Source organism: Acetobacter cibinongensis (genome assembly GCF_000963925.1).
Lineage (GTDB): Bacteria > Pseudomonadota > Alphaproteobacteria > Acetobacterales > Acetobacteraceae > Acetobacter > Acetobacter cibinongensis.
Map to the genome: position 1 here is coordinate 41,402 of NZ_BAMV01000025.1, position 14,586 is coordinate 55,987.

Here is a 14,586-nt window from a genome sequence, read left to right on the forward strand (position 1 = left end):
ACTTAGATAACTTTTCAAACAGCCTCTTAGCTTGCTACTGTTTCTTCCGGCCATGAAAACACGACAGGTTCAATGTGCAGAGCGCCCAGAAAGTTCTGAAGATCTTTTTGCGGAATAACCCACGTTTGCGTATTATCAAGTGGATGACAGGTTATTTTTTCCGCAGCCAGCAAAGCGCTGTCTATGGCAAACGTGACCTGCTTGTCTTTATCCGCAATCAGGCTGAGCGGGCCTAATGACCCCGGCTCCGTGTCCAGAACAGAGCGCATAAGCTCTGCACTGGCAAAGGATAACCGCTTGGAGCCAATAAGCTGGGGAAGCGCCTTCATATCAAGGCGCTGCTCTGCCGGGACTGTGACAAGAAACAGCTTACCCTTGGCATCTTTCAGGAAAGCGTTTTTGGTGTGCACGCCTTCCAGACCGGCATAATACTGGTGAGCATCTTCAACTGTGTGCACAGGAGGGTGAGAGAGAGTATGGGGCTCAAACCCGATCTGGGCGAGAACAGCTTTCAGGTCATCACGCATTAAAATTCCACCACAGAACGGATACTTTCACCGCGGGCCATCATGTCAAAGCCCTCATTGATCTGATCCAGCCTTAAATGCTGGGTGATCAGGTCATCAATGTTAATCCGGCCTTCCATGTACATATCAACAATTTTTGGCACGTCTGTCCTGCCGCGTGCGCCACCAAAGGCGGACCCAATCCAACGACGGCCCGTAACAAGCTGGAAGGGCCGTGTGCTGATTTCCTGCCCGGCACCCGCAACACCAATAACGCAGGAGACACCCCAGCCACGATGGGCACATTCCAGTGCCTGACGCATCAGCTTGACATTGCCGACACATTCAAAGGTGTAGTCCGCACCGCCGCCGGTCAATTCCACAAGATGACCGACCAGATCGCCATTCGGGCCGAGGTCTGAGGGGTTAACAAAATCTGTCATGCCGAACTTGCGGCCCATCGCCTCACGCGCAGGGTTAAGATCCACGCCAATAATCTGGCGTGCACCCACCATTTTGGCCCCTTGAATGACGTTCAGCCCGATACCGCCAAGCCCGAAGACAACAACCGTGGAATCAGGTTCCACTTTTGCCGTAAACATGACCGCACCGATCCCTGTTGTCACACCGCAGCCAATGTAACAAACCTTATCAAATGGGGCATCATCACGGATTTTTGCCAAAGCGATTTCCGGCAGAACCGTATAATTGGCAAAGGTGGAGCAGCCCATATAATGATGGACCATCTGCCCTTTGTAAGAAAAGCGCGATGTGCCGTCAGGCATAAGCCCTTTACCCTGCGTGGACCGGATGGATGTGCACAGGTTGGTCTTGCGGGACAGGCAGGACTTACATTCCCGGCACTCAGGCGTGTAGAGGGGAATAACGTGGTCACCCGGTTTTAGGGATGTAACGCCCGGCCCCACTTCCCTGACAATCCCAGCGCCTTCATGACCCAGAATTGCGGGAAAAAGCCCCTCCGGGTCTGCACCGGAGAGGGTGAATTTGTCGGTATGGCAGAGGCCGGTTGCCTTGATTTCAACCAGAACCTCCCCCGCCTGCGGGCCTTCAAGTTGCACTGTTTCAACAACAAGAGGTTGACCGGCTTCTAGAGCCAGAGCTGCCATAACGTCCATTCTGTGTCCTTCCCAGCGACTTTGGGTTTAGTGTTGCACCGTCAGAATATTGTATGAAATGCTCTTTGCAACCTCATGCAACTGTCCTTCAACATATGGTGCGAACGAACGCCAGACTTCAATATGAAAAGTCTGGTCTGCTGTTCTCCAGATCAATGCGCCAGCCTTGTCCAAAATACTGCGCGTTGCCATCCCCACAGGGAAAGCCGCCAGAGAGAAGTCCAGCGGGCATAGGGCAGCCAGAATATCCGCAGCCTGCCAGCCCTGAAGCGTGTAGGACACGTTTCTGTTGCTCACCTCCACCAGGCTGTGGGGAACAGAGGCCAATGCGGCCTCAAGCGGTGCAAGCCCATCACCTGTTGGCTGAAGGGCCAGCTCAAATGGCCCCACACGCAAGGCATGCCCGCCTGCCCCCTCAGCGGTACACAGCATTTCTGGCACTGTTTCCACCCCCAAAGCACCGCACGCCGCTTGCAGGGCCGGTTGGCGGCCCTGCAAGATCAAACGGGTTGATGCCGGAAGACGGGAAAGAACACAGCCTTCGGTAATCTCAACCATTTACTCGCGCTCCTTCAGGATCATAAAAGACAGGGTCAACCAGTGTTACGCGCACAGCCGCTGCATCCAGACGCGGGGCATACAGGGTTGCTCCCATACGGCTCCGCCCGCCTTTAACCATGGCAATGGCAATGGAGCGGTTAAGCGCCGGGCTGAAGTAGGAGGACGTAATGTGCCCGTCAGCCGAGGCCGGAGCCTGCATTTGAGGGGCTGCCACCAGTTGCATGCCCTCTTCCAGCACATAGTGCGGGTCATCGGTTAACACGCCAACCATCTGCAAACGGTCAGGTGCGTTGAGTGCAGGCAGAGCCAAGGCTTTCTTGCCTATGAAATCCGGCTTGATCTTGCTGATAGCCCAGCCACAGCCTACGTCACCCGGCGTTGCTGTGCCGTCAGTTTCCTGACCCACAATCAGATAGCCTTTTTCAGCCCGCAGAACATGCATGGATTCCGTGCCATACGGCGTTAGCCCATGTGGTTGCCCCGCAGCCCATACCCGGTCCCATACTTCCCGCATCCGACCGGATGGAACGTTGATTTCGTACCCCAGCTCACCGGTAAAGCTGACACGGAAAAGGCGCATGGGAATACCGCCTATTGTACCTTCTTTGAGGAACATATGCGGCATGGCTTCAGCAGAAATATCAAGACCATCAACCAAGGGTGCCAGGATTTCGCGTGCTTTGGGGCCCTGGAGGGCGATAACGCCCCATTCCTCGGTAATGGAGGTCAGCCAGACGTCCAGATCTGCCCATTCTGTCTGGAGGTAGTCCTCCATCATGTTCAGAACGCCAGCAGCACCGCCTGTTGTGGTGGTGACGTGAAAGCGGTCTTTTGCCACACGCCCCACCACACCATCGTCATAAACAAACCCGTTATCACGGCACACCAAGCCGTAGCGGCATTTGCCAACCCCAAGCTTGGTCCAACCATTAATGTAAAAACGGTTCATGAACTCGGCGGCATCTGGCCCTACGACTTCAATTTTACCCAGTGTGGACGCGTCAAAAATACCCGCCGTCTTACGAACCATACGGCATTCACGCGTAACGGCGGCCAGCATATCCTCCCCCGCCCGCGGGAAGTACCGGGCGCGGCGCCATAGGCCGACATCTTCAAACACAGCGCCATGCGCCCGTGCCCAGCCATCTGCTGGGGCAAGGCGCAGCGGGTCAAACTGATCACCCCGTGCATGGCTTGCAAAGGCACCAAACGTCACAGGCGTGTAAGGTGGGCGGTATGTTGTCAGCCCCACTTTCTGCGGTGCGCGTTGCAAGGTTTTGGACACAATGGCCAGAGCATTGACGTTGGAACTCTTGCCCTGATCGGTCGCCATGCCGGTCGTGGTGTAACGCTTGACATGCTCGATAGACTGGAAGCCCTCACGCACGGCCAGTTTGACGTCTTTTGCCGTCACATCGTTCTGGAAATCAACAAAGGCCAGTGCCAGATGGCCGGGGCCACGCCGGGGCAGAGCCCCTGCAAACCCGCCCTCTCCGGGCTGATCCTGCCGGGTTACAGTCCAGACTGGCAGGTCACCTTCACCGCCCGCAGCGTTTAATCCTGCTTCCGCACCATCACGCAGCACGGCATCCAGAGCATACACACCACGGCAGGAGCCTGCGGAACGCACATGTTCCACGCTGTCACCCGGCAGATAAACACCCAGCTTATCATCATAGGTCAGGGCACCCCGTGCCTGACAGTGCAGGTGCAGGCTGGGCGTAAAGCCGCCGGACATCAGCACAAGGTCACAGGAGACGGTGCGCCCTTTCCCCACAGCACCATCAGCACTAACGGGAGCCAGTTCCACAGCACCCACACGGTAATGACCATGCGCACGCTGAATGGTGGTTGAGGGCAGAACCTTGATGCCCCGCGCCCGTGCTTCTGCCACAACCGCGCTGTCGGGGTTTGCACGCAGGTCTGCCACAGCAACAATTTTCAGCCCTGCTTCAGCCATTTCAATGGCGACACGGTAGGCTGCGTCATCAGCGGTCATGACAACGGCCTTACGGCCACACAGCACGCCATAGCGTTGCAGGTAGGTACGGGCTGCGCTGGCCAGCAGAATGCCGGGACGGTCATTGCCTTCAAACACCAGAGGCCGCTCAAGGGAGCCAGCAGCCAACACCACTTCCTTGGCGCGGACCTGCCAGATGCGCTCTCTTGGCATGCCAACGGGCGCTGACGCCAGATGGTCTGTCAGGCGCTGGTTCAACGCCACCATGTTATGGGGGCCGTAATTAAAGGCAGAGCAGCGTGTCAGAAGCTGGACGTTGGGAAGTTTTTCCAACTCCGCCACTGTTCGTGCCACCCATTGGGCAGCGGCCACGCCATCAATAAGGCTGTGAGAGTCACTGAGCAGAGCCCCCCCAAATTCCGGGTTTTCATCACACAGAATAACCCGCACGCCGGTTTTCCCGGCGGCCAGAGCCGCAGCCAGACCGGCTGGGCCTGCGCCTGCCACCAGCACATCGCAATGTGCATAATGCAGGCCGTATTCATCCGGGTCGGGCGCGGTTGGGGCTTTGCCCAGACCAGAGGCTCGGCGGATAAGAGGTTCGTAAACCTTGTCCCAGAACCCATGCGGCCACATGAAGGTCTTGTAGTAAAAACCTGCTGGCAGAAATGGGGAAGCCAGCGTGTTCACAATACCCACATCAAACCGCAAGCTGGGCAGACGGTTCTGGCTGATGGCAACTAGGCCTTCATGCACTTCAACCTGTGTTGCACGCAGGTTTGGCGTGTGACGTGCCCCCTCACCAACGCCAATCAGAGCGTTTGGTTCGTCCGACCCGGCGGACACCGGACCACGCGGCCGGTGATATTTGAAGGAACGCCCCATAAGGTGGCGACCATCCGCCAACAGGGCAGAGGCGACTGTATCCCCGGCATAGCCTTTGACTGGCTTGCCATCGAACAGGAATGTAACCGGGCGAGAGCGGTCAACACGCCCATACCCGCTAAGCCGGAAGGTCTTGCTCATGCGCCTTCCCCTTCCTTTTTCTCTGCATCAGGGCGTTTTTCGCCCATCTCGTAAAAGGCCTTGAATTCATCTGTCCGCGTGTCACGCAGGGCATTGAAGAAGCGGCCACAGCCATGCGCGTGGCGCCACCGTTCAGCCAACACACCTTTTGTGTTTTCACGCAGGTAGAGGAAGCTTGCCCATTCCTCTTCGCTCACCTCTGGTCCGGGGCGGTCAATATGGGCCTCGCCCCCATAGGAAAATTCAATCTCGGCCCGAGGGCCACAATATGGGCATTCGATCAGCAACATGATCTTTCTCCGGCTCTCAGGGCTTAATGGGCAACCGCGGCTGCCGCAGCTTCATCAATGAGCGCGCCGTCACGGAAACGCTCAATGGTAAACGGAGCATTGATGGGGTGCGGTTCATCACGCGCAATGGTCCATGCAAACAGGTTGGCAGCACCCGGTGTTGCCTTGAACCCGCCCGTGCCCCAGCCACAGTTGACGTAAAGGCCCGGCACGGAAGTTTTGGCTGTGATGGGGGAGCGGTCTGGCGTGTTGTCCGTAATACCACCCCATGAGCGCAGCATACGCAGGCGGCGGAAATCTGGCACCAGTTCGCAAATTGCCTCCAGTGTGTGGGCGGGCACGTGCATACCGCCGCGCTGGGTGTAGGACACATACGAGTCCGTACCAGCACCAATTACCATTTCGCCCTTATCAGACTGGCTGATATAGGCGTGAATGGTGTTGGACATCACAACGCAGGGAAAAGCAGGCTTAACCGGCTCAGACACCAGAGCCTGAAGTGGGTTGACCTGCAACGGCAGACGAATACCCGCCATACCCAGCACGACAGAGCTATGACCCGCCGCAGACACACCAACCTTTTTGGAGCGGATAGGCCCACGGGTTGTTTGCACGCCTGTCACATTGCCTGCGGCATCGCGGTCAATACCCGTGACTTCACAGTTTTCGATAATATCCACGCCCATATCGCTCGCGGCACGGGCAAAGCCCCAGGCCACGGCATCATGACGGGCGGTGCCGGCACGGCGCTGCAGGGACGCCCCAAGCACAGGATAACGAATATTGGGGGAAATATTCAGCGGGGGGCAAAATGCCTTTGCCTCTTCCGGTGTCATCCATTCGTTATCAATACCGTTAAGCCGGTTGGCGTAAACATGGCGCTTGAAAACCTGCACGTCATGCACGGTATGTGCAATCATAAGGCAGCCGCGCTGACTGAACATGACGTTATAGTTCAGCTCTTCAGAGAGGGTTTCCCACAATTTAAGCGCGTGTTCATAATAAGATGAACTCTGCTCAAACAAGTAGTTAGACCGGATAATAGTGGTATTACGCGCGGTATTACCGCCCGCCAACCAGCCTTTTTCAACAACGGCGATATTACGCAAGCCGTGTTGTTTGGCCAGGTAATAGGCAGTGCCAAGGCCATGGCCACCACCACCTACAATAATGGCATCATAACTTGGCTTAGGCGCAACGGAGCGCCATTGGGGGGTCCATCCCAGATGACGCCCCAGCGCCTGACGGGCCAAGGAAAACGCGGAGAATTTCTGCATATCAATCCCTATCAGGTCTTATAACTTGCAGCGCACAACAGGAGGATGATGCTATTGTTTCTTGCAGGATACTCCGCCAAACCGGACATCTCTTCGGTATAAAAGCGCCATTGTTTTAATACCGGAATGTTTTGAACGCTGTTTTAGCGAAAAATCATGCCCATGACCGGATACATATTAAGAGGAAATTGATCAGAACCTTTTGTAGAAAAAAGCCTCAATAATCCCTGATGCATTATGAACCCGAGACACAGATTCTCCCGCAGGCACACTCCCTGCCAAAATTGCACGCTGTGCTGGGCCTGCCCATGCTACGCCGCCCACCAATGCCCCGGAAGTTTGGGAGTCAAGAGCGTATTCGGTCGTAAAATCCACCTCATCGGAAATATGGTTTCCTGACGGGGAATGATACCCCAACCCAGAAGCGTGCACGAAAGAGAGATCGTAAAAATGCGCTCCAATCTTTAGCTGGTCAGTTTTGCTGAAAAGATGCAAAGGTGTAACAGCCGTTATGTCAAACTGATGGATGATAAGATTAGAAAGCGAAACCAGATATAACTCAACTTCACCAGGCCAGTAGCCTCCGTAAAAAGCGCGTTTGCCATCCATCAGGAAGAAAGGGTCATAGTTTCTTTTAACTTTGCTCTTTTGATCTTTATTGCCACTGAATTTTGTGTAGCGGTAAAAAATATGGGGCGACCAAGGAAGCTTGGAAAAAGTGTATCCTGGTTCAACATAAAAGCCATAGGCTTCTACAGATTGATAACCATTTCCTGAATGGTTACTTTTTTCCCCAACAAAATTTCCGTAGAACGTTACATCTTTTGAAATATTATATTTTTTGATGGGGATAATATTTCCTCCCCAGCTTAAAGAGAGAACATTCTCGCCCGTCCGGTTTCCCCTCGTATTATAGTCATAATGAGATGAGGTATCGGACTCAAGCACATGGAAGTAGGTTAACGTGACATAAGCTGAACGGTCACCGTAGTCAGCACCACCATGTCCGCCTTTCTTACTACGAAACCAACTTACATCAAATCCTGCAAACTTTGTTTTAGGTCTATCAAATTGTCTATTAGCATCATTATCGCTATCGCTTTCCAACATAAAAATGTCGGACCTGATAGATTTTCCCTCAAATCTTATTGTGCCAGGCCCCGCAAATGCATACCGAGACGCATACCACCAGACACCGCGATTACCGGAGCTATACGCACCGCGGCCTATTAAAAATCCATCATCAATAACAAACTTCTGCCGTCCACCATCTACAATAATATTTCCCTCTTGCTGAGAAAACTGCACAGGTATTTCAACACCCCCATGCAGATCTTCCAACGTGACCATACGGGGCGTACCGGATGTCTGAGAGATAACCTCAGCATCCCCATGTCCTAACTCTGTAGACCCAACAGCAGATGCTTCCGCAAATACAGTATAGCCCAAAGGTGTTCTCCAACGGGCTGTAAGAATTGGTTTTCCGTAAAGTTCACCAAAACTTGTATTTTTATCGCTTTTATAGCGGGTTTTAGAGTGGGAATAAGATCCAACACCGAAATTGGTATCGGGGAGGTAAAAACCAGCTCCCCCCACTTCCAGCGCACCCTTTATACTGAAATTATTATACGAAAAAATATTCTGATCAGCATAAATACTGTTAGAAACATAAATTTCTGAAAACATTGATAACAACAAGATACAAAAAAAATTATATCTTAACATTTTTTTCTCTTTCGTTATCTACGCACAAACTGTCGCTTTTCTGCTCACAACACGGTTAATTTAGAAAAATGAGATAAAAAATTTCTATTTTAAGGATGATGCTTGATCAAGATTAAGCCGATGTGTTTCCGGCGCTAGGTAATATGACAACAAAAAACCCAGAAAACAAAGAAATCCCGCAATAAACATGGTGTATGTACCACCAAACTGTTCCAGGGAAAGTGGCGCAAGCCATGTTCCCGCAGCAGCGCCTAACCTTGATAAGGATGCTGCCATTCCGGATGCTAACGGACGGAATTCTGTTGGAAATAATTCTTGTGAATATACTATGGAAAGAACCTGCGCTCCCCCAATGGATACGGCATATGCCGCCAAACACCCCAGTATGAGCCACTTTGACTGTGCTGAGAAAAAGCCCACTGCTACGAGAGAAAGCCCTGACCACAAAAAACTATGAATGAGCATGGGGCGTCTGCCCATAACATTAATTAGCCATGTTGCAATAACGCACCCTACAACAAACATGATTGTAATTAAGATGGCACCGTAACGCCCCCAGCTTCCGCCAAAATTTAAAGACATAAGCACCTGAGGTGCAAAGGCATATACAGCAAAGACCGGAATAATAGACAATGTCCAGAACAGTGAAACAAACAGGAGCCGCACACCATATCCAGCTTTGAGGAACGACGTTATGGAGACCTTCTGCTCACTATTGCCTTCTGGTATGCTGAGAACAGAAAAATTAGGGCCATATATACTTTTAATAATGGTATCTGCTTTATTATTATGACCTTTTTTAATAAGCCAGCGTGGTGATTCTGGCGTACCCAATCTCAGGACAAACAGTAACGCACCGAGGACGGCCGGACTTGCCAATATCAAACGCCATGAAGACGGACCCGCATAATCAATGACAACCGTTCCTAAAATATAGGAAACTGCAGCACCAATAAACCAAAGTATTGTCAACATAGACAAGCGGGGGCCTCGGTTTTCACGCGGCAGGAATTCAACCAGCAAAGAGCCTGCAACGGGATATTCTATACCTACACCAAACCCTATTAGAAATCGTAATGAAAAAAAATCAAATACCGATACTGAAAATAATTGCAATAATGAGCAAATACAAAAAATGATGGGGGGAACGAAATAAAGTCTTCTACGCCCCAGATAATCTGTTAATTTCCCACCCACAAACCCACCGAAAAACATACCAAACAATGCCGCAGCGGCTATAGACCCCTGGGCTTCACTTGAGAGATGTAATGAGTCCGACATAGGAATCATAGTAATTCCTATAATACTAAGAATATAACCATCCAAAAACCATCCCCCTCCTGAACGAAGGGTTAGAAGTTGATGGAACCTGTTGATCGGCACGTCTTCGATTGACATTGCGTTATGCGTCATAGCCTACCTCTCTCTAGTGTTTGTTTTTCTTGTGTGATTTTACATGAAAGACTCAGGCTTCTTTTCCTGCCTTGAATTCGCCCCAGCGGAGCGTTGCATTGACCCCCAAAGACAAAAATGGCTCTGAAGGCACTTTTGATGGCCCCGGAGAGGCCAGAAGATATGCAGTGAGATCATTTGTCTCACCAGCCAACCAGTCTGCCAGCAGCTTTCCTGTCGCTGTGCCACGGGTTACGCCAAGACCGTTACAGCCGAAAGCACCGTAAACATTTGGAGCCAACTGACCGAAAAATCCTTCATGGTTCTGCGCCATAGCCAGACACCCACTCCAGCTATAGTCAAACCCTACGCCGTCCAGCATGGGGAAGCGCCTTGAAAAGGATAGTCTGTGATGTTTCAAAGCACGCTTGAAATGCTTTGGGTTACTCTGCCCGTTTGGGTTAAAACTGAATGTATTGCGAACAAAAATCCGGTCATCATGCGTACGGCGGAGCGTTGTGCCAAATGTATCTGCGGGAATAACCCCCCAGAACTCTTTCCCACCCAGCTTACTTTTTTCGTCTTCTGTAAGGGGGCGCGTCAGACTTCCATACAGGAATATTGGCAGTAACGTGCGTTGTAAAAATCCAAACTGAGGGCCGAAGACGTTATTGGCTAAAATGAGTTTGTCTGTAACGATTGAACCATTTTCATGAAAAAGAGTTGTTTTTTCTCCGTAATCTACACCGCTAATGACTGTATGCTCATATAAAGTGACATTCTCAGGCAACGTGTCAGCAAGCCCCTTTACCAAGGCTGATGGCTGAACCAGAATGGTACCCGGTGTAAAAAGTGCTTTTCTATAAAATGATGTTCCGATGTGATCTGGCAAATCCTCACCATCAATCACTGTGTATGGCTGCCCCAGTTTATCCAGCCCGCGCTGATAAGCCTCAAGAACAGCCATACCTCTATTTTCTATAGCGGCTTGATATTTTCCTGATTGCCGCAAGTGACAGTCAATATTGTTATTTTCGACCTCAGTTTTTAAGGTCGTCTGCCCAAGATGATTGAGCTTCATGGCCAAGTTAGCGGTCGCAAGATCCCCAATATAGTCTTCGGCACCAATATCGTGCGGGAGATCTATGGCAAAGCCGGCATTACGGCCAGATGCGCCAAAACCTACTTCCTGTGCTTCGACCAATACAATTTTATCGTTTGGGAAATTGCGCGCCAACTGGCGCGCTGCGGCAAGACCTGTGAAGCCCGCGCCAATAATGGTCCAGCGTGTTTTGCACACACCTGATGCACTGGCCGTGACCTGCCGTTTTCTGCTGGTATGGTACCATCCACACTCAGCATCATCATTGGGGAGGAAGTTTACTTTCAGCATTCCGACCTCACAGACCCTGCTAAACAGCAGTGAATACTTTTCAAATTTCCCCCGGCAAGGTGTTTCACACACCTCACCCGAGGAAACTCATTATTTTTTATGGACTCTTAGCGTTTATACTTATTTTTAGTTTTTACACGCTAAACCAGATCGTTTTTATTTCAGTATATTGGTCATGGGCAAAAATGGACTTATCACGCCCACCAAAGCCAGATTGTTTATAGCCGCCAAATGGGGTACTGGCATCCCCCTCACCAAAGCAATTTACTGTTACGCATCCTGCCCGAATAGCACGAGAAACTTTAATTGCATTACTTAAGCTTTCTGTATAAACAGATGCTGCCAGACCGTAAGATGTGTCATTGGCAAGTCTAATTGCCTCTTCCACAGTCTCAAACGTTGTCACAGTCAGGACTGGTCCGAAGATTTCCTCCCGGAAAAGTTTACTCTCAGGTGTGACGTTATCAATAATAGTGGGTTCAACATAAACGCCTTCTTGTGTCTTGCCCCCGGTCAGGACAGTAAGTCCTTCCTGTTTGGCAATATCAAGATAGGACGATACTTTTTCAAAGTGAGCTTTATTGACAAGTGCACCCAACTGATTTGAGGGGTCAAGTGGATCCCCCATTTTCCAGGAGGAGATTTGTTCAATAACATGTTTAAGCAATTCATCTTTAAGAGATGCATGTACAATCAAACGGGATGTCGCTGAGCAATTTTCGCCCATATTCCAGAATGCGCCGTTGACAATATGACCCGCGACAACACTAAGGTCTGGTGCATCCTTTAGAACAACTGCCGGGTTTTTCCCGCCGCACTCCAGCACGACACGCTTGAGGTTTGAATCTGCCGCATAGCGCAGGAAGCGTTTGCCGGTTTGCGTGGACCCGGTAAAGGTGACCATATCCACATCATTATGGAGGCCCAGTGCTGCACCAGCCTCGGCCCCGAGCCCTGGCACGACATTAAAGACCCCTGCGGGGATACCTGCCTGATAAGCCAACTCAGCAACACGAAGTGCTGTTAAAGATGTATCCTCAGCGGGCTTAACAATAAGAGAACAACCAGCCGCAAGAGCAGGGCCAATTTTCCACCCAATCATCATGAGGGGAAAATTCCAGGGTAGCACGCACCCGACAACACCAATCGGCTCACGCACAACTAACGTCATGGCATCAGACCCAGAAGGAGCTGTGCTGTCATAAATTTTGTCTATGAGCTCTGCATGCCAGCGAATGGTATTAATGGTGTCTGGTACGTCCAGTGCCAGACACTCACCCACGGGCTTGCCACTATCCAGACTTTCCAGAACCGCCAGAGACGCTGCTTCCGCTTCCAGCAAGGCAGCGAACTTCAGCAATACCGTTTTGCGCTCGCTTGGGGAACGCTTACTCCACACGCCATCTTCAAAGGATTTGCGGGCGTGAAGAACTGCACGGTCGATATCAGCGGTATCTCCACCAGCGACTTCAGTAATGACCGCACCAGTTGCCGGGTTGGTTGTGGTGTAAGTACGGCCTGATGCAGCCGGTGTAAACTCACCATTGATAAAGGCCTGATTACGCACTGTACCGGCTAGTTTTTCTGCTAAGGCTTTACACTCAGAAGCCGTTAAAGAGTCAGCCATTTTTTGTATCTTTCAAAATATCGGAAATTTCTGCTTTGACGGTACGAACAATTTCTTTCAATTTTTCCTGCTCTTCCCCAGTGAGGGGCTGAAGTGGCGCACGCGGGGGGCCGGCATCCAAGCCAACAAGGCTCACACCGAACTTGATAGACTGCACAAATTTCCCGGCATCCAGAAAGTTCATAAAAGGCAGAAATGCCGACATAATACGGCGACCCTTGTCAAAATTCTTTTCGACAACACAGGCCTCGTAGAGGGCAATATGTTCGGACGGCAGGAAGTTGGACCCTGCGCAGACCCAGCTTGTTGCCCCCCAGGCAAAGAATTCCAAAGCCTGATCATCCCACCCACAAGACAGAGCAATATTTGGAAACTGGCGTGCCAGCATATGCACGCTTTCCATGCTACCAGTACTTTCCTTGATAGCCTGAACATTAGGTGATTTGCTGACGCGGGTGAAATAATCTTCACCCATAGTAACACCCATACGACCGGGATAATTATAAAGCATGATTGGCAAACCAGTTGCTTCATCAACACGAAGCGCATGGATTGCGTTTTCTTCTTCTGTAGGCAGGGCGTAGGGTGGTGTTGTGATTAAAATGGCGTCTGCGCCAGCAGCTTTAGCCGCTTTACCATATTCTATGGAGTCTTCTGTTCGAATAGCACCAGTGCCAACAATAAGGCTGGTTGTGGATTTGATGATATCTTTGGCGCGGGTGTTGAGGTCATAGCGTTCCTGCGCGGTTTGGGCGTAGTATTCGCCAGTGGACCCACCAAGAATAATGCCATGCACACCCGACGCGGCAAGATGCTCAATACAGTCCGAAAATCCTTTCCAGTTTATGCTTCCATCATCATGGTAGGGGGTTACTGCCGGGGTGTATATTCCATGAAATTTCATAAGACGCTCACTCCTTAAAATATTAGATTGCGAAAAAGCATTCCGGTCCACCAGTAGGTTCAGGATGATTTGTGCTCACACTAGGCAAGCACCTACCAGTCAAGTTACACGGTTTTATATAACGCCTTTCCGAAACATATCTCGTGTGTTTGTCCCTCATCATGTTGATTTCGTAACAAGTAAGTCAATACAAATTTTCGTTCATACTTTATATTTTTAATTTTGTCGGATCTATTCAAATAGAATGTCTTAGTTGTGCAATCTATTATTTTATTTTTTGTTTTTGCGGCCAATATTCTTGTGCCAAAGAGAAATAGAACTAAATTTTAGGTTTATTGAAGCTTTCTCTCCACACTAGGCTCAGAACTCATTCTTTAAAATAGACGATGAAGCTTGCTGCGATATAGATTGCGGACATGAATGTGTGAGTTCAGCGGTCATATCGTGTTGCCAGTCTTTCAGCTTTGCGAACATGTTTTCGATCAGATGGCATTTTTTTACAGATGCCAATTATAAGGTGGCTTTGATTTCCTGTATTTCTTTGGTGGAATACAGGCGGTGATGTTCCGGCCTGCGAAAGACTGTCTGATTTTATCGCTGTCTCACCACCATCACTTCCTCTGCCTTATCTGACAGGTGCGCCAGCAGCACAGCAGCACAGCAGCACCTTTGAAATCACTAACCTGTCCAGCAGTCAGGTGAAGGCGGACAAGCAGGCCCTGATCATAGCACACGGATGAAGTTTCGAGTTCATACCGCCTTTTGTCCGTCCGATATGGCGGGGAAAAG

Annotated in this window: 11 protein-coding genes; all 11 read right to left on the bottom strand. The window is 50.7% G+C overall.

Annotated features, from left to right (window positions below):
* Positions 1 to 26 precede the first annotated feature (26 nt).
* The 11 genes from Abci_RS12620 to Abci_RS12670 all read right to left on the bottom strand — a co-directional run bounded on the left by Abci_RS12620 (position 27) and on the right by Abci_RS12670 (position 13,797).
* A complete protein-coding gene (locus tag Abci_RS12620) occupies positions 27 to 527 on the bottom strand; it encodes a prolyl-tRNA synthetase associated domain-containing protein (RefSeq protein WP_048839536.1) in 501 nt (166 codons plus the stop codon).
* The gene (locus tag Abci_RS12625) at positions 527 to 1,642 is read right to left on the bottom strand and encodes an S-(hydroxymethyl)glutathione dehydrogenase/class III alcohol dehydrogenase (RefSeq protein WP_048839537.1); all 1,116 of its coding nucleotides are present in this window, start codon (positions 1,640 to 1,642) and stop codon (positions 527 to 529) included. Before Abci_RS12625 ends, Abci_RS12620 begins: the two co-directional genes overlap by 1 nt.
* A 27-nt stretch (positions 1,643 to 1,669) precedes the next feature.
* Positions 1,670 to 2,200, bottom strand: a complete 531-nt coding sequence (locus Abci_RS12630; RefSeq protein WP_048839538.1) for a sarcosine oxidase subunit gamma — start codon at positions 2,198 to 2,200, stop codon at positions 1,670 to 1,672.
* A complete protein-coding gene (locus tag Abci_RS12635; protein WP_048839539.1) occupies positions 2,193 to 5,189 on the bottom strand; it encodes a sarcosine oxidase subunit alpha family protein in 2,997 nt (998 codons plus the stop codon). Before Abci_RS12635 ends, Abci_RS12630 begins: the two co-directional genes overlap by 8 nt.
* Positions 5,186 to 5,479, bottom strand: a complete 294-nt coding sequence (locus tag Abci_RS12640) for a sarcosine oxidase subunit delta (protein WP_048839540.1) — start codon at positions 5,477 to 5,479, stop codon at positions 5,186 to 5,188. Before Abci_RS12640 ends, Abci_RS12635 begins: the two co-directional genes overlap by 4 nt.
* A gap of 23 nt (positions 5,480 to 5,502) precedes the next feature.
* Positions 5,503 to 6,756: a sarcosine oxidase subunit beta family protein gene (locus Abci_RS12645; RefSeq protein WP_048839541.1), complete on the bottom strand. Its 1,254-nt coding sequence runs from the start codon at positions 6,754 to 6,756 to the stop codon at positions 5,503 to 5,505.
* Between the two features lie 192 nt (positions 6,757 to 6,948).
* Positions 6,949 to 8,481 carry an alginate export family protein gene (locus Abci_RS12650; RefSeq protein ID WP_048839542.1) on the bottom strand — a complete coding sequence of 511 codons (1,533 nt, stop codon included), beginning with the start codon at positions 8,479 to 8,481 and terminating at the stop codon, positions 6,949 to 6,951.
* Positions 8,482 to 8,565: 84 nt separating this feature from the next.
* On the bottom strand, positions 8,566 to 9,894 hold the full coding sequence (locus Abci_RS12655) for an MFS transporter (protein ID WP_048839543.1): 1,329 nt from the start codon (positions 9,892 to 9,894) through the stop codon (positions 8,566 to 8,568).
* 52 nt (positions 9,895 to 9,946) lie between these two features.
* Entirely contained in the window at positions 9,947 to 11,266 is a 1,320-nt protein-coding gene (locus Abci_RS12660; RefSeq protein ID WP_048839544.1) for an NAD(P)/FAD-dependent oxidoreductase, read from the bottom strand.
* Between the two features lie 133 nt (positions 11,267 to 11,399).
* On the bottom strand, positions 11,400 to 12,893 hold the full coding sequence (locus Abci_RS12665; protein WP_048839545.1) for an aldehyde dehydrogenase: 1,494 nt from the start codon (positions 12,891 to 12,893) through the stop codon (positions 11,400 to 11,402).
* Positions 12,886 to 13,797, bottom strand: a complete 912-nt coding sequence (locus Abci_RS12670; RefSeq protein ID WP_048839546.1) for a dihydrodipicolinate synthase family protein — start codon at positions 13,795 to 13,797, stop codon at positions 12,886 to 12,888. The genes Abci_RS12665 and Abci_RS12670 overlap by 8 nt, the downstream gene beginning before the upstream one ends.
* Between the last annotated feature and the right edge of the window lie 789 nt (positions 13,798 to 14,586).

Coding starts and splice junctions, on each gene's coding strand:
- Abci_RS12620 (WP_048839536.1), bottom strand. CDS start 527: ATGCGTGATGACCTGAAAGCTGTTCTCGCCCAGATCGGGTTTGAGCCC.
- Abci_RS12660 (WP_048839544.1), bottom strand. CDS start 11,266: ATGCTGAAAGTAAACTTCCTCCCCAATGATGATGCTGAGTGTGGATGG.
- Abci_RS12655 (WP_048839543.1), bottom strand. CDS start 9,894: ATGACGCATAACGCAATGTCAATCGAAGACGTGCCGATCAACAGGTTC.
- Abci_RS12670 (WP_048839546.1), bottom strand. CDS start 13,797: ATGAAATTTCATGGAATATACACCCCGGCAGTAACCCCCTACCATGAT.
- Abci_RS12665 (WP_048839545.1), bottom strand. CDS start 12,893: ATGGCTGACTCTTTAACGGCTTCTGAGTGTAAAGCCTTAGCAGAAAAA.
- Abci_RS12645 (WP_048839541.1), bottom strand. CDS start 6,756: ATGCAGAAATTCTCCGCGTTTTCCTTGGCCCGTCAGGCGCTGGGGCGT.
- Abci_RS12640 (WP_048839540.1), bottom strand. CDS start 5,479: ATGTTGCTGATCGAATGCCCATATTGTGGCCCTCGGGCCGAGATTGAA.
- Abci_RS12635 (WP_048839539.1), bottom strand. CDS start 5,189: ATGAGCAAGACCTTCCGGCTTAGCGGGTATGGGCGTGTTGACCGCTCT.
- Abci_RS12630 (WP_048839538.1), bottom strand. CDS start 2,200: ATGGTTGAGATTACCGAAGGCTGTGTTCTTTCCCGTCTTCCGGCATCA.
- Abci_RS12625 (WP_048839537.1), bottom strand. CDS start 1,642: ATGGACGTTATGGCAGCTCTGGCTCTAGAAGCCGGTCAACCTCTTGTT.
- Abci_RS12650 (WP_048839542.1), bottom strand. CDS start 8,481: ATGTTAAGATATAATTTTTTTTGTATCTTGTTGTTATCAATGTTTTCA.